The organism is Azotobacter armeniacus, assembly GCF_054779355.1.
Genome location: NZ_BAAGYK010000014.1, coordinates 24420 through 41270, shown reverse-complemented (window position 1 = coordinate 41270; position 16851 = coordinate 24420). Strand labels below are relative to the sequence as shown.

Here is a 16851-nt window from a genome sequence, read left to right as displayed (position 1 = left end):
TCAGGATTCCTCGTTGTCCAGCAGCAGGTTTTCCAGCAGCTCGCAGTATTCGCCGGGCGCTTGCCAGAGGCCGCGCTGCTGGGCCTCCAGCAAGCGCTCGACGATGTCCTGCAAGGCGCCCGGGTTGTGCTGCTGGATGAAGTCGCGGGTATCGCGATCCAGCAGGTAGGCATCGGTGAGCAGGGCGTACTGGTGATCGTCGATCAGCTCGCTGGTGGCATCGAAGCCGAACAGGTAGTCGACCGTGGCGGCCAGTTCGAACGCGCCCTTGTAGCCGTGGCGCTTCATTCCGGCGATCCACTTGGGATTGGCGGCACGGGCGCGGACCACGCGGTTGAGCTCCTGCTTCAGGGTGCGGATGCGCGGGATGTCCGGCTGGCTGTTGTCACCGTGGTAGCTGGCGATGCGCTCCCCGCGCAGGGTTTCTACGGCGGCCAGCATGCCGCCCTGGAACTGGTAGTAGTCGTTGGAGTCCAGCAGGTCATGCTCGCGGTTGTCCTGGTTGTGCAACACCGCCTGCAAGCGCTCCAGGCGTTCGGCGAAGCGCTCGCGGGCCGGTGCGCCCTCGCTGCCGGCGCCGTAGGCGTAGCCGCCCCAGTTCAGGTACACCTCGGCCAGGTCGGCGCGACGCTCCCAGGCACGCTCCTCGATGGCGTTCTGGATGCCCGCGCCATAGGCGCCAGGCTTGGCGCCGAAGATCCTCCAGCCGGCCTGGCGACGGGCCTCGGCCTCGCTCATGCCGCTGTCCTGCAGGTTCAGCATTTCCTGCCAGACCCGTGCCGACAGAGGATTCCAGGCTTCCTCCTCGTCCAACTCGGCCACCGCCTGCACGGCGTCGTCGAACAGACGGATCAGGTTGGCGAAGGCATCGCGAAAGAAACCGGATACCCGCAGGGTGACGTCCACCCGAGGCCTGCCCAACTGCTCCAGGGAGAGCACCTCGAAGCGCTCGACGCGCTGGCTGCCGGGCTGCCAGACTGGACGCACGCCAAGCAGCGCCAGGGCCTGGGCGATATCGTCGCCGCCAGTGCGCATGGTCGCCGTGCCCCATACCGAGAGGCCAAGCTGACGCAGGTGGTCGCCGTGGTCCTGGAGATGCCGCTCCAGCAGGCGGTCGGCCGATTGCACGCCGATGCGCCAGGCGGTGGGCGTGGGCAGGTTGCGCACATCCACCGTGAAGAAGTTGCGGCCGGTGGGCAGCACATCGAGACGACCACGGCTGGGCGCGCCGCTCGGGCCGGCCGGCACGAAGCGGCCTTCCAGCGCGGCGAGCAGGCCGGCTATTTCCGCCGGTCCGCAGCCGTCCAGCAATGGCGCCAGATGCTCGCGCAGGCCATTCAGGATGGGTTCGGCCTCGCCCGTCACCTCGATCGCTTCCCCGCTCAGGCAGGATTCGACCAACCGCAGGGCGAAGCGCTCCAGCCGTTCGCGGGTATCGCCCGCCGTGCGCCAGGGGTCGCTGCCACAGGCCAGCAGTTCGGCCGGACGCGCGCCCTTCCAGGGTTCGGCCATGTCGCAGTCCAGCGGATCGAAGCCCAGCGCCAGGCCCCGTGCCAGGGCGCGCAGCAGGCTGGCATTCGCGCCCAGTCCGTCGCCACGGGGAATGCGCAGCAGGGCCAGCAGTGTGTCGCGGCGCAGCGTGCCGCCCGGCGACTGGCCGAACACATGCAGACCGTCGCGGATCTGCGACTCCTTCAGGTCGCAGAGATAGGCGTCCAGCTGCGGCAGCCAGCTGTCCGGGTCGTCGTTGAGTTGCAGGCCGAGTTCGCTGTCGAGCCGGGTCGCGCGCACCAAGGCGAGGATCTCGCCACGCAGCTCGATGGCGCGGCGCACGTCCAACTGGCTGGCGTCGTAGTACTCGTCGGCCAGGCGCTCCAGGTCGCGCAGCGGCCCGTAGCTTTCGGCGCGGGTCAGCGGTGGCATCAGGTGGTCGATGATCACCGCCTGGGTGCGACGCTTGGCTTGGGCACCCTCGCCGGGGTCGTTGACGATGAAGGGGTAGATGTTCGGCAGCGGACCGAGCAGCGCAGTGGGCCAGCAGGATGGCGACAGGCCCACGCTCTTGCCCGGCAGCCATTCCAGGTTGCCGTGCTTGCCGACATGGATGACGGCGTCGGCCGCATAGACCCGCCGCAGCCAGAAGTAGAACGCCAGGTAGCCATGGGGTGGCACCAGGTCCGGATCGTGGTATACGGCGCTGGGGTCGACGCCATAGCCGCGCGCCGGCTGGATGCCGACGAAGGTCAGCCCGAAGCGCAGCCCGGCGACCATCATCCGCCCGGCGCGGAACATCGGGTCCTGTTCGGGCGCGCCCCAGCGCTCCAGCACGGCCGTGCGATTGGCCTCGGACAGCTCGGCGAAACAGCGCCAGTAATCGTCCAGCGCCAAGCTCTGGGCGCAGGGGCGCAGATCCAGGGTGTCGAGATCGTTGGTCACGCCGCCGAGCAACTGGTGGATCAGCGCCGTACCGCTCTCCGGTAGGTTCTCGATCGGATAACCCTGCCGCTGCAAGGCTTGCAGGATGTGCAGCGCCGCCGCCGGAGTGTCCAGCCCGACGCCGTTGCCGATGCGGCCGTCGCGGGTCGGATAGTTGGCCAGCACCAGAGCGATGCGCTTGCCGCCATTCGGCTTGCGGGCCAGCTCGCACCAGCGGCGCGCCAGTTCGGCGACGAAATCCATCCCGGGCAAATGCGGGCGATAGCAGACCACATCGCTCTGGCTGCGCTCGTTGCGCCAGGCCAGGCCCTTGAAGCTGATCGGCCGAGTGATCAGCCGCCCGTCCAGTTCCGGCAGCGCGATATGCATGGCCAGATCGCGTGATCCGAGGCCTTGGGCGCTGCCCTGCCACTGCTCTTCGCTGTCCAGTGCGCAGAGTGCCTGGAACACTGGCACATCGCGGCGGAACGGCCGGAGACTGGGCGCCTCTGGGTTGGATTGGGCGAAGCCGGTGGTGTTGAGGATGACCGCCGTCCCGCTCTCGTCCAGCCAGTGTTCGACCTGCGCCAGACAGGCCGATTCCTTCAGGCTGGCCACGGCGATCGGCAGCGGGTTCAGCCCCTGGGCCTGCAGGCGCTCGCAGAAGACGTCGACGAAGGCGGTGTTCGCTGCCTGAATATGGGTGCGGTAGAACAGCAGCGCCGCCACCGGCCGCCCCGGTTGCCACCAGGCCTGCCACTGCGCCAGCGTGGCCTCGCCCTGCGTCGGGTGATAGAGCACGGTACGCGGCAGAGCCCTGGGCTCGCCCCAGCGGTAGTCGCGGTCCAGCCAGCGACTGGCGATGCAGTGGAACAGCTGCAGCGCATTGTCGCGGCCGCCTTGGCGCAGGTACTGCCAGAGCCGTTCGCTGTCCTCGGCGGAGACGTTGCCCAGGCCGCTCAGCTCCGGGTCGGGGCTATCGTCGCCGGGCACCAGGATCAGCCGGGCGCCGTTTTCGGCCAGCTCGACCAGGCGCTCGATCCCGTAGCGCCAGTAGCTCACGCCGCCGTGCACCGAGATCAGGATCACCCGGGCGTGGCGCAGCACCTGCTCGACGTAGAAATCCACCGAGGCATGGTTGGGCAGCTGCGCCGGACTGGCCAGGCGCAGGCTGGGATAGTCGTCCGGCAACGTGCGGGCCACCTCGGCAAGCAGCGACAGGTGCGAGTCGCCGGTGCAGAGGATCACCAGCTCGGCGGGCGTCTGCTCGAGGTCGGCGATGCTGTCGGCCGGCAGCTGGACGCCGGGCTGGGCGCGGAGCAGGTGCATCAGTCAGCACCTGCCCGTTCGTAGGAACGAGCTTGCTCGCGAAGCTTTTAGTGCTCTGTTGTTCGCGAGCAAGCTCGCTCCTACAGGGTGGGTTCTCATCCTCACATCAGCGCCGCCTGAAGCTCGCCAATGATTGCGGCCCTGTCCAGCTGCTGGCCGATCATCACCAGCCGTGTAGCCCGCGCCTCGCCGGGCTGCCAGGCACGATCGAAATGCCTGTCGAAGCGCTGCCCCACGCCTTGCACCACCAGCCGCATCGGCTTGCCGGGAATGGCGGCGAAGCCCTTGATCCGCAGTATCCCATACCGCGCCACCGTATTCCTCAGCGCGGCGAGCAGACGCTCCTCCGCCACTTCCGGCAGGGAAAGGTCGAAAGAGTCGAATTCGTCGTGATCGTGATCCTCGTCTTCCAGGTCATGATGGGTCTGGCGGCCGTCGATGTGCAGCTCGGTCTCGCTGCTCAGTCCCAGCAGCACGTTCAAGGGCAGCTCGCCGCCATGGGCCTCGATCACCTTGACTGCTGGCGGCAGTTCCTCGGCGATCTCGGCGCGTACCCTTTCCAGCGCGGCGGCATCGAGCAGGTCGGCCTTGTTCAGCACCACCAGATCGGCACTGGCCAGCTGGTCGGCGAACAGCTCGTGCAGCGGCGACTCGTGATCCAGGTTCGGGTCCTGCCGGCGCTGCGCGTCCACCTGCTCGGGGAAGGCGGCGAAGGTGTCGGCCGCCACGGCCGGGCTGTCGACCACGGTGATCACCGCGTCCACGGTGCAGGCATTGCGGATTTCCGGCCAGTTGAAGGCCTGCACCAGCGGCTTGGGCAGGGCCAGACCGCTGGTCTCGATCAGGATGTGGTCGAAGTCGCCGCGACGAGCCACCAGCTCACGCATCACCGGGAAGAATTCTTCCTGCACCGTGCAGCACAGGCAGCCGTTGGCCAGTTCGAAGACACGCCCGTTGGCCTCTTCCTCGGTGCAGCCGATGGAGCATTGCCGGAGAATTTCGCCGTCGATGCCGAGTTCGCCGAACTCGTTGACGATCACAGCGATGCGCCGGCCCTCGGCATGCGCCAGCATGTGCCGCAGCAGGGTGGTCTTTCCGGCGCCGAGAAAGCCGGTGACAATAGTGACGGGAAGCTTGGCGAGCGATTTCATGGTTGGCCCTGCATGGATCGTTGCGGATCAGCGGGCAGGCGGGAACGGACAGGCGCATGGAGAAGCACCGGCCAGCACCACCGGATCACCCCGCCCAGTTGTCATGGATGTTCGAGGCAGGTCTCCTGGCTGACGGCCTGCGCAATGCGCATGTTCCTTCGCCTTCCCGCTTGGCGCAGTGGCATATCGAAGGGTTTGAAGCCGTATACAGTTGCGGGGGCAGCCACGGCTCGACCGTGTTCCCTCTTAGCTCCGCGCGATGGCGGAGAACCTCGAAACCGGAAAGGCTACGCAGAGTCCCCGGGCGGGTCAATCGCCGCAGTTGACGCTCGCGCCGGCCCGTGCTCAGCTAGAAAGACAGTTTCAGGTGTCTCGCGCGCCGAGCGCGAGGTGAAACGGGAAGCCGGTTCGAGTCCGGCGCTGCCCCCGCAACGGTAAGTGTACGAGGGGTCGATGTAGCCACTGTGCCCTAGGTTCGCCGAAGATCAGTTGCGCAAGATCTCGCGGACCGGGACGCATGGGAAGGCCGACCCGACCGCCCCCATGACGGACGTCACGAGCCCGGAGACCGGCCTGAAGCCCTGTTGGCAACCCGCGGTGGGCGGGCGCACACCGGAATCCAGGCGCTTCAGTGGCCCGGACTCATGTCGCGCACTCCTTCCGCCTCACTCACAGTCACGGAAGGTCATACCATGTCCGCTACCGCTACCGCTACCGCTACCGCTACCGCTACCGCTACCGCTACCGCTACCGCTACCGCTACCGCTACCCTATCCTCTTCCGCCTCGGCGGCGCTCCCCCTGTCGAAACGTATTACCCTCGCCGTAGGCAGCTTCCTGCTCGGTGCGGTGCTGATCTTCTTTGCCGGCTTTTCGCCCGTCGAGGCCCTGCACAACGCCGCTCACGACACCCGCCACAGCGCCGCCTTCCCCTGCCACTGAGAGCCCCATGATCAAGCGCATCGCACGAACCGCAGGGTTCGCCGGGCTGCTCGCCGCCCTCCTGCTGACCCTGCTGCAGAGCCTCTGGGTGACGCCCCTGATCCTTGAGGCGGAAACCTACGAAAGCGGCGGGCCCGCCATCGTCGAGCGCAGCCATGCCGCGGGGCACGGCTATAATCACGGCCATGCGGACGGGCACGTCCATGAAGGCTGGGCGCCCGAGAATGGCTGGCAGCGGACCCTGGCCACGGGGCTGAGCAATCTCGTCGTGGCGGTTGGCTTCGCCCTCATGCTGGCCGGCCTGTTCACCCTCCGCGCACCGGGGAAAACCTGGAATGGGCTGCTATGGGGGCTCGGCGGCTTCGCCACCTTCAGCCTGGCGCCTTCGCTCGGCCTGCCGCCGGAGCTGCCGGGTACCGAGGCGGCCGATCTGCTACTGCGCCAGTACTGGTGGATCGGCACCGCCGTAGCCACCCCCATCGGCCTGGCCCTCATCGCCTTCGCACGATCCTGGAGTCTGCGCATCGCCGGTGCCGTGCTGCTGGCGATTCCGCATCTGATTGGCGCACCGCAACCGGAAGTGCATACGAGTCTGGCCCCCGAGGCACTGGCCAACCAGTTCATCCTCGCCTCGCTGGCAACCAACGCGCTGTTCTGGGCCGCACTGGGGCTCTCGGCAGCCTGGCTGTTCGGTCGCGACAGCCGCAATGCCTGAGCCCGGTAAGGCGGCATGGGTGCATGTCGCCGGCCTCGGCTGTCGCCGGGGCTGCACCCTGGAATCACTGCTGGTGCTGCTGCATGCGGCATTGGACGAAGCCGGCCTGCGGCCCGGCGATCTCGCCGGGCTGGCCAGCAGCATGCACAAGCGCGACGAGCCCGGGCTGCTGTGCCTGGCCGACCATCTGCGCCTGCCGCTGGCCTTTTTATCCGCCGAACGCCTGAGCGCTTACCACGACCGCCTGACCCGGAAATCGCCGCTGGCCCTCAGCATCACCGGCAGCTCCGGCGTCGCGGAAGCCAGCGCCCTGGCCCAGGCTGAAACCCTGGGGGCCGGTCCAGCCCGCCTGCTACTGCCCAAGCGCAGCAGCGCCGTGGCCAGCCTCGCGCTGGCCACGGCGCCCCCTCATACCCTTCTGGAGCATCCATGACCGTCTATTTCATCGGCGCCGGCCCTGGCGATCCGGAGCTGATCACCGTCAAGGGCCAGCGCCTGCTGCGGGCTTGCCCGGTCATCCTGTACGCCGGGTCGCTGGTGCCCGAGGCGGTGCTCGAAGGCCATTGTGCGGAGCGCGTGATCAACACCGCCGAGCTGCATCTGGAACAGATCATCGCGCTGATCCGCGAAGCCCATGCCAAGGGGCAGGACGTGGCCCGCGTGCATTCCGGCGACCCCTCGCTGTACGGCGCCATCGGCGAGCAGATCCGCCACCTGCGCGCGCTGGGCATTCCCTTCGAGATTATCCCCGGGGTAACTGCCACCGCTGCCTGTGCCGCCCTGCTGGAAGCCGAGCTGACCCTGCCGGGCGTGTCGCAGACGGTGATTCTGACGCGCTACGCTAGCAGCTCGGAAATGCCCGAGGGCGAAGCCCTTGAGGACCTGGCACGGCATCGCGCAACCCTTGCCATCCACTTGGCGGTGAAACACTTGGAACGCATTGTCGAAGCGCTTCTACCCCACTACGGCAGCGACTGCCCCATCGCCGTGGTCCATCGTGCCAGTTGGCCCGACCAGGACCAGGTCAGCGGTACCCTGGCGGATATCCTCGATAAAACCCGCAGCAAGAACTTCCGCCGGACCGCCCTGATCCTCGTCGGCCAGGCGCTGGCGGCCGAGCGCTTCGCCGACTCGACGCTCTACCACAAGGACACCCTGCACCTGTTCAGGCCGCACGACGCTTGAGGGTACTGTCACGTTGTTGGCAGGTTGACAGAGATGCGGCGACAATCCCGGGCATGAAACGAGCCACCGTACCTGCCAGCGACGCCATTGTGTTGCAGGATTGCTCGTTTCATGCCCGGCATTTTCGCCCCAACGCAGCTTGCTAACCAGCAATGTGACAGTACCTACCTACTCTCCCGACGCCTTTTTCCAGTCGTCGAACAGCTGCAGCAACGACGGGTCCGTCACGGTGCTGTCAGCGGCCCGGATCAGGCACCGCCCCAGCTCTCGAGCGCTCGATGGGTGGATATACAACTCATGGACTCTCTCCTGGCTGCACAACCGGATCACCACCGCCCCGTCCTTGCACAGAACCTGTGCTATTTCGACTTCTACCTCGAAATTGTTCATGGGTTACGCCTCCGGCAACTCGTCGCAAGCCGCCTTAAGGACAGCATGTACGGTTTGAACACTTGCCATGTTGCTTTACCCCTCAGTTGATGCTGCCATCCATGGCAGCGGTTCAATGCACAGTTTCCTTTGGGGATTGCCCAAGAAGTTCGACCAGCTTGTCCCCAACGCGCAGGAGCTGTTCCAGATCCAACGCCGCGTCGATCAACCGGCCATATAGGCGAACCAGCTCGATTCGCTCCAGTGTTTCAGAGTCCAGCGCTTCCAGCCTGTAGCAAGCCATCTCGCCCAGGAACACATTCACTTCCCGCTGAAGGCATCGCTTCAGCTCGGCTGCTTGCCTGTTCATGCTTCAACTTCCTCCACTCTTTCAGTACACCCAGCTCGTCGGCTCCGATATGGGAAAGAATGCGCTTATGCGCAGATATGCCAAATAGATAAATACGCAGAGGCGACAAATGGATTTTCTGAATCGGTTTGCCATGGACCCAGCATGGCTGGATCTGTCGCAATAAGGCCGTCTGGTAAGCTGAGCGTTCGAAACGGAACCGGCCGAGACGCCGATGACCCGGCTCAACCCAGCGATAGCCTGCGTGCTCAAGCAATACATTATCCGCTCGAGGTCATGCTCACCTGTGTACGCTGGTACGTCGCCTACCCACGAGGCCCTGATGGTCGCAGTGGCCACCCTCCTATCTCTTGTCGGGGAGTGCTCTACCGATTCGAACGGGTCTAGGTCTGTACACTCCTCACTCCTGCACTCAAGCTCCTTTGCGGTAGAGTGCCTGGTGCCCGACAGACAAAACCCAACACCCTTGGCTGCGTAGCTACTCAGCTCTTCCGTCGGAAATGCTGAATCGATTGAGCGATGCTGGTTTTTTTCATTGTGTCCCGGGTGTAGAAAGTGCCGATGATCACTCAGTGATGTCGTGGAGGTCTGTGAGATGGGTGCAGAACTGCTCTTCTGGCTGGTTATGTCTGTAGCTGCTCTCGCCGGCATGGTTTGGCAGGGCATACGTTAACTACGTTAGCTTCAGGTTGCTGAGTAGGCTGCGTCCGCGCCGGGCCCGGCGTTGCCGGCCATTTTCCGCAGCGGCGCCAGGCCGCATACTTGCGCGTTCCCTCAGCAGCCCGTTCCCCGTCCATGCGCATCCACGTCACCTTCATCGACCGCGTCGGCATCACCCAGGAAGTGCTCGCCCTGCTCGGCGGGCGCAATCTCAATCTGGATGCCGTGGAGATGGTCCCGCCCAACGTCTACATCGACGCACCGACGCTCAGTGCCGAGGTGCTCGACGAGCTGCGCGGGGCCCTGTTCAAGGTGCGCGGAGTGCAGGCGGTGGAGGTGGTCGATATCCTCCCCGGCCAGCGGCGCAGCCTGCAGCTGTATGCCCTGCTCGCCGCCATGCCCGATCCGCTGCTGGCGGTGGACAGCAACGGACAGGTGCTGCTGGCCAACCCGGCGCTGATCGAGCTGGCCGGCCGCGATCCCGACGGCGAACCGCTCGGCGAGCTGTTCGCCGCCCCGGAACTGCACGACGAGCTGTTGACGCATGCCTTCCGCCTGCCGATGCGCGAGGTCACCCTCAACGGCCAGACCCTGCTGCTGGATGCCATGCCGATTGGTGAAACCGCCGGGCAGGGGACGCGTCAGCTGGCCGGCGCGCTGCTGACCCTGTACGCCCCCAACCGCATCGGCGAGCGCCTGGCCGCCCTGCATCACGAACATGCCGAGGGCTTCGACGCCCTGCTCGGCGACTCGCCGGCGATCCGCACGCTCAAGGCTCGCGCCCTGCGCGTGGCCGCCCTTGATGCACCGCTGCTGATCCAGGGCGAGACTGGCACCGGCAAGGAACTGGTGGCCCGCGCCTGTCATGCCGTCAGCATGCGGAGCAATGCGCCCTTCCTGGCCCTCAACTGCGCGGCGTTGCCGGAGAGCCTCGCCGAGAGCGAGCTGTTCGGCTATGCCCCCGGCGCCTTCACCGGCGCCCAGCGCGGCGGCAAGCCCGGTCTGCTGGAGCTGGCCCACCAGGGCACGGTGTTTCTCGACGAGATCGGCGAAATGTCGCCCTATCTGCAGGCCAAGCTGCTGCGCTTTCTCAGCGACGGCAGCTTCCGGCGCATCGGCGGTGACCGCGAGATCAAGGTGGACGTGCGCATCCTCAGCGCGACCCACCGCAACCTGGAGCAGATGGTCGGAGAAGGCCGCTTCCGCGAGGACCTCTTCTACCGGCTCAACGTACTCAACCTGGCCGTGCCGCCGCTGCGCGAGCGCAGCGAGGACATCCTGCCGCTGGCCCGGCACTTCCTGCAGCAGGCCTGCGCGCAGATCCGTCGCGCACCCTGCCGCCTGGCGCAGGACACTTACCCGGCGCTGCTGGCCAACCGCTGGCCGGGCAACGTGCGCCAGTTGCAGAACGTGATCTTCCGCGCCGCGGCGATCAATGAGGGCAATCTGGTGGAGATCGGCGACCTGGACATCGCCAGCACCGCCGTGGCGCCGCAGGCTGACGTGATCGGCAGCCTCAGCGGGGCCGTGGAAGACCTCGAGCGCGGCATTCTGGAAAAGCTCTACGCCAGCTATCCCTCCAGCCGCCTGCTGGCCGCCCGCCTGCAGACCTCGCACACAGCTATCGCCAAGCGCCTGCGCAAGTACGGCATTCCCGCCAGATCCTGAAGGCAACGCGTCGAACCGGGGCGGGAGCTGCTGGGTGAGCCGTGCGCCGTGGCGGCTCTATCCGCGCCTGCCCCCAAGCACGCCCCAAGAAGCATGGCCGGGCGAATGCCGGCCCTCGCCCGTAAGCAAATCAATACATCGTAACGATTTCGAAACAGAAACAGCCGCCTCCCGCCAGATCGGCCGTTGGCATTAAAGCGCCTTTTTTTCCGTAACGATTTCATTCCGAAAGATTTGGTCATAGCTTTCAAATACATATTTAACTTATTGATTTAAAATAAATTTCATAAAAATGGCATCTACCTTGCTCTATCTGCGGCAACCGCTCGTCGACCCGCTCGAGCCCTTCATCCCCTCGTCCGCCAAGCCGCGGGCGAACCTTCAGGATCCACCGATGACCGATCGCCGCGCGCTCAGCACCACCAACGAATTCATCGCCCGCCATATCGGCCCGCGCGAGGCCAATATCGCCACCATGCTCCGCCAGCTCGGCTACGACTCCCTGGAAGCCCTGGGCGAGCGCGTGATTCCGGACAGCATCAAGGGCAGCAGCGTGCTCGAGGCGAGCGACGGCCTCGGCGAGGCCGAAGCCCTGGCCCGGCTCAAGGCCATCGCCGCGCAGAACCAGCAGCTCACCAGCTTCATCGGCCAGGGCTACTACGGCACCCATACCCCGGCGCCGATCCTGCGCAACCTGCTGGAAAACCCAGCCTGGTACACCGCCTACACCCCCTACCAGCCGGAAATCTCCCAGGGTCGCCTGGAGGCCCTGCTGAACTTCCAGACCCTGATCAGCGACCTCAGCGGCCTACCGATCGCCAATGCCTCCCTGCTCGACGAAGGCAGCGCCGCCGCCGAGGCCATGACCTTCTGCAGACGTCTATCGAAGAACAAGGCCGCCCGCGCCTTCTTCGCCTCCTGCCGCTGCCTCCCGCAGACCCTCGACGTGCTGCGCACCCGTGCCGAGCCGCTGGGCATCGAAGTGGTGGTCGGCGATGAGCGCGAGCTGAGCGACGCCAGCCCCTACTTCGGCGCCCTGCTGCAGTACCCAGCCTGCGACGGCGAGGTGTTCGACTACCGCGCCGAGGTCAAGCGCTTCCACGCCGCCGGCGCCCTGGTGGCGGTAGCCGCCGACCTGCTGGCGCTGACCCTGCTCACCCCGCCCGGCGAATTCGGCGCCGACGTGGCGCTTGGCAGCGCCCAGCGCTTCGGCGTGCCGCTGGGCTTCGGCGGGCCGCACGCGGCCTACTTCGCCACCCGCGATGCCTACAAGCGCGACATGCCGGGACGCCTGGTCGGCCTGTCGGTCGACCGCCACAGCAAGCCGGCGCTGCGCCTGGCGATCCAGACCCGCGAGCAGCACATCCGCCGCGAGAAGGCCACCAGCAACATCTGCACCGCGCAGGTGCTGCTGGCCAACATCGCCAGCATGTTCGCCGTGTACCATGGCCCCGAGGGCCTCAAAACCATCGCCCGGCGCGTGCACAGCCTGACCGCGATCCTCGCCCGCGGTCTGATCCAGCTGGGCCAGGCGGTCGAGCAGGAGCACTTCTTCGACACCCTGACCGTCGCCAGCGGCGCGCGCACCGCCGAGCTGCACGCCAAGGCCCGCGCCCAGGGCATCAACCTGCGCGAAATCGATGCCGCACGCCTCGGCCTGTCCCTCGACGAAACCACCAGCCCGGCCCAGGTCGAGGCACTGTGGGCGATCTTCGCCACGTCCGGCCAGGCGCTGCCGGATTTCGCCGCGCTGGCCGAGCGCCCCGGCGAGCGCCTGCCGCAGGCCCTGCTGCGCAGCTCGACGTTCCTCCAGCAGCCGGTATTCAACCGCTACCACTCGGAAACCGAGCTGATGCGCTACCTGCGCAAGCTGGCGGACAAGGACCTGGCGCTGGACCGCAGCATGATCCCGCTGGGCTCCTGCACCATGAAGCTCAACGCCGCCAGCGAGATGATCCCGATCACCTGGGCCGAGTTCGGCAACCTGCATCCCTTCGCCCCGGCCGAGCAGAGCCAGGGCTACCGCCAGCTGACCGCCGACCTGGAGCGCATGCTCTGCGCCGCCACCGGCTACGACGCCATATCCCTGCAGCCCAACGCCGGCTCCCAGGGCGAGTACGCAGGCCTGCTGGCGATCCGCGCCTGGCACGCCAGTCGCGGCGAAGGCCAGCGCGACATCTGCCTGATCCCCGCCTCGGCCCACGGCACCAACCCGGCGACCGCCAGCATGGCCGGCCTGCGCGTGGTGGTGGTGGCCTGCGACGCCCTCGGCAACGTCGACATCGACGACCTGCGCGCCAAGGCCGAGCAGCACAGTGCGCAACTGGCCGCGCTGATGATCACCTACCCGTCGACCCACGGCGTGTTCGAGGAAGGCGTTCGTGAGAACTGTGCCCTCGTCCACCAGCACGGCGGCCAGGTGTACATCGACGGCGCCAACATGAACGCCATGGTCGGCCTGTGCGCCCCGGGGCAGTTCGGCGGCGACGTATCGCACCTCAACCTGCACAAGACCTTCTGCATTCCCCACGGCGGCGGCGGTCCGGGCGTTGGCCCGATCGGCGTCAAGGCGCACCTGGCGCCCTTCCTGCCCGGCCATGCGCAGCTCGAGCACAAGGCAGGCTCGGTCTGCGCCGCACCCTTCGGCAGCGCCAGCATCCTGCCGATCACCTGGATGTACATCAGCATGATGGGCGGCGCCGGTCTCCGCCAGGCCTCGCTGCTGGCGATCCTCAACGCCAACTACATCGCCAGTCGCCTGGAGCAGCACTACCCGGTGCTCTACACCGGCGAAAGCGGCCTGGTCGCCCACGAGTGCATCCTCGATCTGCGTCCGCTCAAAGTCAGCAGCGGCATCAGCGTCGACGACGTGGCCAAGCGCCTGATCGACTTCGGCTTCCACGCGCCGACCATGTCCTTCCCGGTAGGCGGCACCCTGATGATCGAGCCGACCGAGAGCGAGTCGAAGGAGGAGCTGGACCGCTTCTGCGACGCCATGATCGCCATCCGCGAAGAAATCCGCGCGGTGGAGAGCGGCGCGCTGGACAAGGACGACAACCCGCTGAAGAACGCGCCACACACTGCAGCCGAACTGGTCGGCGAATGGCGCCACCCGTACAGCCGCGAGCAGGCGGTGTACCCCAGCACCAGCCTGGTCGAGGCCAAGTACTGGCCGCCGGTGGCACGGGTCGACAACGTCTACGGCGACCGCAACCTGGTCTGTACCTGCCCCGCGCCGGAGGCCTACCAGGGCGCCTGACGACAACGCTCCGGCTCCCAGGCCAGGATCGGTGCCGGCTTCCGCTAGCTTTCCGGTCTATAAAAAGAATAATCAGGCCATTGCTGCGGGAGTCCACCTGTCGGCTTCCGCAGTCGGAGCTTCCGTCATGTCCCTCAGCGTGTTCGACCTGTTCAAGATCGGCATCGGCCCCTCCAGCTCGCACACCGTCGGCCCCATGCGGGCCGCGGCGCGCTTCGTCGAAGACCTGCGCCGCGACGACCTGCTGGCAACAACCGCCAGCGTCAAGGTGGAACTGTACGGCTCCCTCGGCGCCACCGGCAAAGGCCACGGCAGCGACAAGGCGGTGCTGCTCGGCCTGGAAGGCGAGCAGCCGGAGTGGGTCGATACCGACCGCATTCCCCAGCGCCTGGCGGCGATCCGCGCCAGCGGCGAGCTGCGGCTGCTCGGCGACCATCAGATCCGCTTCGTCGAGAAGGAGCACCTGGCGCTGATCCGCAAGGCCCTGCCCTACCACCCCAACGGCATGATCTTCCGCGCCTTCGATGCCGCCGGTCTGCAGACCCGCAGCCGCGAGTACTACTCGGTGGGCGGCGGCTTTGTGGTTGACGCCAGCACCGCCGGTGCCGACCGCCTCAAGGAGGACTGCACGCCGCTGCCCTATTCGTTCAAGACAGCAGGCGAACTACTGGCGCTGTGCGCCGAGCACGGTCTCTCGATCAGCGCGCTGATGCGCGTCAACGAGCAGGCCTGGCGCCCGGACAGCGAGACCCGCGCCGGCCTCTGGCGCATCTGGCAAGTGATGCAGGACTGCGTCGAGGCCGGCTGCCGCGGCGAGGGCATCCTGCCTGGCGGGCTCCAGGTCAGGCGCCGCGCCGCCGACCTGTATCGCCAGTTGAGGCACACCCCCAAGGGCAGCCAGAGCGATCCGCTGTCGGTGCTCGATTGGGTCAATCTCTACGCCCTGGCGGTGAATGAGGAGAACGCCAGCGGCGGCCGCGTGGTGACCGCCCCGACCAACGGCGCCGCCGGGATCATCCCGGCGATCCTGCACTACTACATGCGCTTCGTCCCCGGCGCCACGCGCGAGGGCGTCGAGCGCTTCCTGCTCACCGCCGCCGCCATCGGCATCCTCTACAAGGAGAATGCCTCGATCTCCGGCGCCGAGGTTGGCTGCCAGGGCGAGGTTGGCGTGGCCTGCTCGATGGCCGCCGGCGCGCTTTGCGAAGTGCTCGGCGGCACCCTGCAGCAAGTGGAGAATGCCGCCGAGATCGGCATGGAACACAACCTCGGCCTGACCTGCGATCCGGTCGGCGGGCTGGTCCAGGTGCCGTGCATCGAACGCAACGCCATGGGCGCGGTGAAGGCGATCAACGCCGCACGCATGGCCCTGCGTGGCGACGGTCGGCATTTCATCTCGCTGGACAGAGTGATCCGCACCATGCGCCAGACCGGCGCGGACATGAAGAGCAAGTACAAGGAAACCGCCCGCGGTGGGCTGGCGGTGAACATCATCGAATGCTGAGCCACGGACTCACCGCCGCACTCAAGCCATCCTGCAGACGCGAGCCGGCCCGCTCTCGCCTGCCTGAATCGACCTCGACCATTGCTGTATAGATCTGGAGTTCCTGCATGACTGCCTCAACCTTGGCAAAAACCCCGCTGCACGCCCTGCACCTCGAACTGGGCGCGCGCATGGTGCCCTTCGCCGGCTACGAGATGCCGGTGCAATACCCGCTGGGCGTGCTCAAGGAGCACCTGCACTGCCGCGACCAGGCCGGGCTGTTCGACGTATCGCACATGGGCCAGATCATCCTGCACGGCCCCGAAGCCGCCGCGGCCCTGGAAAGCCTGGTGCCGGTGGACATCCTCGACCTGCCGGTGGGCCTGCAGCGCTACGCGCTGTTCACCGACGACAACGGCGGCATCCTCGATGACCTGATGGTCGCCAACCTGGGCGACGACCGCCTATTCCTGGTGGTCAACGCCGCCTGCAAGGAGCAGGACCTGGCGCACCTGCGCCAGCACCTGGGCGCGCACTGCGAGATCGAATCGCTGTTCGAGTCACGCGCCCTGCTCGCCCTGCAGGGCATCAAGGCGGTGGATACGCTGGCGCGCCTGGCGCCGGAGGTGGCCCGGATGACCTTCATGAACATCACCGAAGTCAAGCTGCTCGGCAGCGACTGCTTCGTCAGCCGCTCCGGCTACACCGGCGAGGACGGTTTCGAGATTTCCGTGCCGGTCGAGCACGCCGAGCAGCTCGCCCGCGCCCTGCTCGCCGAGCCGGAAGTCCAGCCGATCGGCCTCGGCGCCCGCGACTCGCTGCGCTTGGAGGCCGGCCTGTGCCTGTACGGCCACGACATGAGCAGCGCCACCACGCCGGTCGAGGCCAGCCTGCAGTGGGCCATCTCCAAGGCGCGCCGCGAAGGCAGCGTGCGGGCCGGCGGCTTCCCCGGCGCCGCGCGGATCTTCGCCCAGCAAAAGGACGGCGTGGCCAGCCGGCGCGTCGGTCTGCTGCCGCAGGAGCGCGTGCCGGTGCGCGAAGGCGCGGAGATCGTCGATGCCGAAGGCGCGCCCATCGGCAAGGTCACCAGCGGCGGCTTCGGCCCGAGCCTCGGCGCGCCGGTGGCCATGGGCTACGTCGCCAGCAGCCATGCCGCCGAGGGCAGCCAGGTCTGGGCCATCGTCCGCGGCAAGCGAGTGGCGATGAAAGTCGCCAGGCCCCCCTTCGTGCCGCAGCGCTACTACCGCGGCTGAGCCCTGCCGTCCCTCTTCCGTCCGCGGGAGAGGGGCCGATTCGCCCACCATGG

The 16851-nt window shown here is 67.0% G+C and carries 12 protein-coding genes and 2 riboswitches; of the genes, 8 read left to right on the top strand and 4 right to left on the bottom strand.

Annotated elements, in window-relative coordinates; genetic code table 11:
• On the bottom strand, nt 1-3744 hold the full coding sequence (cobN, locus tag ACYVD0_RS03545; protein ID WP_460425515.1) for a cobaltochelatase subunit CobN: 3744 nt from the start codon (nt 3742-3744) through the stop codon (nt 1-3).
• A 101-nt stretch (nt 3745-3845) separates the two neighbouring features.
• Nucleotides 3846-4895 (bottom strand): cobalamin biosynthesis protein CobW, encoded by a 1050-nt coding sequence (gene cobW / locus ACYVD0_RS03540; RefSeq protein ID WP_460425514.1) that lies wholly within the window; start codon nt 4893-4895, stop codon nt 3846-3848.
• 98 nt (nt 4896-4993) lie between these two features.
• Nucleotides 4994-5185, bottom strand: a riboswitch (cobalamin riboswitch).
• Between the two features lie 58 nt (nt 5186-5243).
• Nucleotides 5244-5486: riboswitch (cobalamin riboswitch) on the top strand.
• Between the two features lie 209 nt (nt 5487-5695).
• Here cobW and ACYVD0_RS03535 point away from each other — a divergent pair.
• From ACYVD0_RS03535 to cobM, 4 genes are read left to right on the top strand one after another with little or no spacing between them, the layout of a single operon-like run.
• Nucleotides 5696-5836: a CbtB domain-containing protein gene (locus tag ACYVD0_RS03535; RefSeq protein ID WP_460425549.1), complete on the top strand. Its 141-nt coding sequence runs from the start codon at nt 5696-5698 to the stop codon at nt 5834-5836.
• Between the two features lie 7 nt (nt 5837-5843).
• Nucleotides 5844-6551: a CbtA family protein gene (locus ACYVD0_RS03530; RefSeq protein ID WP_460425513.1), complete on the top strand. Its 708-nt coding sequence runs from the start codon at nt 5844-5846 to the stop codon at nt 6549-6551.
• A complete protein-coding gene (locus tag ACYVD0_RS03525; protein WP_460425512.1) occupies nt 6544-6984 on the top strand; it encodes a cobalamin biosynthesis protein in 441 nt (146 codons plus the stop codon). The genes ACYVD0_RS03530 and ACYVD0_RS03525 overlap by 8 nt, the downstream gene beginning before the upstream one ends.
• A complete protein-coding gene (gene cobM / locus ACYVD0_RS03520; RefSeq protein WP_460425511.1) occupies nt 6981-7736 on the top strand; it encodes a cobalt-precorrin-4/precorrin-4 C(11)-methyltransferase in 756 nt (251 codons plus the stop codon). Before ACYVD0_RS03525 ends, cobM begins: the two co-directional genes overlap by 4 nt.
• A gap of 168 nt (nt 7737-7904) precedes the next feature.
• Here cobM and ACYVD0_RS03515 read toward each other — a convergent pair whose 3' ends face one another.
• Complete coding sequence (locus tag ACYVD0_RS03515; RefSeq protein WP_460425510.1) at nt 7905-8126, bottom strand: hypothetical protein; 222 nt, start codon at nt 8124-8126, stop codon at nt 7905-7907.
• 112 nt (nt 8127-8238) lie between these two features.
• The gene (locus tag ACYVD0_RS03510; protein WP_460425509.1) at nt 8239-8475 is read right to left on the bottom strand and encodes a hypothetical protein; all 237 of its coding nucleotides are present in this window, start codon (nt 8473-8475) and stop codon (nt 8239-8241) included.
• Nucleotides 8476-9270: 795 nt separating this feature from the next.
• On the opposite strand from ACYVD0_RS03510, the gene ACYVD0_RS03505 reads away from it, so the two are divergent.
• The 4 genes from ACYVD0_RS03505 (at nt 9271) to gcvT (ending at nt 16798) form a co-directional block, all read left to right on the top strand.
• The gene (locus ACYVD0_RS03505; protein ID WP_460425508.1) at nt 9271-10803 is read left to right on the top strand and encodes a sigma-54-dependent transcriptional regulator; all 1533 of its coding nucleotides are present in this window, start codon (nt 9271-9273) and stop codon (nt 10801-10803) included.
• A gap of 394 nt (nt 10804-11197) precedes the next feature.
• The gene (gcvP, locus tag ACYVD0_RS03500) at nt 11198-14062 is read left to right on the top strand and encodes an aminomethyl-transferring glycine dehydrogenase (RefSeq protein WP_460425507.1); all 2865 of its coding nucleotides are present in this window, start codon (nt 11198-11200) and stop codon (nt 14060-14062) included.
• Between the two features lie 127 nt (nt 14063-14189).
• Nucleotides 14190-15566, top strand: coding sequence for an L-serine ammonia-lyase (locus tag ACYVD0_RS03495; protein WP_460425506.1), 1377 nt, complete (start codon nt 14190-14192; stop codon nt 15564-15566).
• 107 nt (nt 15567-15673) lie between these two features.
• A complete protein-coding gene (gcvT, locus tag ACYVD0_RS03490; RefSeq protein WP_460425505.1) occupies nt 15674-16798 on the top strand; it encodes a glycine cleavage system aminomethyltransferase GcvT in 1125 nt (374 codons plus the stop codon).
• The last annotated feature ends 53 nt before the right edge of the window (nt 16799-16851 follow it).

Bases quoted from the DNA above. Each gene is read 5' to 3' on its own strand.
- cobN (WP_460425515.1), bottom strand. From the start codon at position 3,744: ATGCACCTGCTCCGCGCCCAGCCCGGCGTCCAGCTGCCGGCCGACAGC.
- cobW (WP_460425514.1), bottom strand. From the start codon at position 4,895: ATGAAATCGCTCGCCAAGCTTCCCGTCACTATTGTCACCGGCTTTCTC.
- ACYVD0_RS03530 (WP_460425513.1), top strand. From the start codon at position 5,844: ATGATCAAGCGCATCGCACGAACCGCAGGGTTCGCCGGGCTGCTCGCC.
- ACYVD0_RS03525 (WP_460425512.1), top strand. From the start codon at position 6,544: ATGCCTGAGCCCGGTAAGGCGGCATGGGTGCATGTCGCCGGCCTCGGC.
- cobM (WP_460425511.1), top strand. From the start codon at position 6,981: ATGACCGTCTATTTCATCGGCGCCGGCCCTGGCGATCCGGAGCTGATC.
- ACYVD0_RS03515 (WP_460425510.1), bottom strand. From the start codon at position 8,126: ATGAACAATTTCGAGGTAGAAGTCGAAATAGCACAGGTTCTGTGCAAG.
- ACYVD0_RS03510 (WP_460425509.1), bottom strand. From the start codon at position 8,475: ATGAACAGGCAAGCAGCCGAGCTGAAGCGATGCCTTCAGCGGGAAGTG.
- ACYVD0_RS03505 (WP_460425508.1), top strand. From the start codon at position 9,271: ATGCGCATCCACGTCACCTTCATCGACCGCGTCGGCATCACCCAGGAA.
- gcvP (WP_460425507.1), top strand. From the start codon at position 11,198: ATGACCGATCGCCGCGCGCTCAGCACCACCAACGAATTCATCGCCCGC.
- ACYVD0_RS03495 (WP_460425506.1), top strand. From the start codon at position 14,190: ATGTCCCTCAGCGTGTTCGACCTGTTCAAGATCGGCATCGGCCCCTCC.
- gcvT (WP_460425505.1), top strand. From the start codon at position 15,674: ATGACTGCCTCAACCTTGGCAAAAACCCCGCTGCACGCCCTGCACCTC.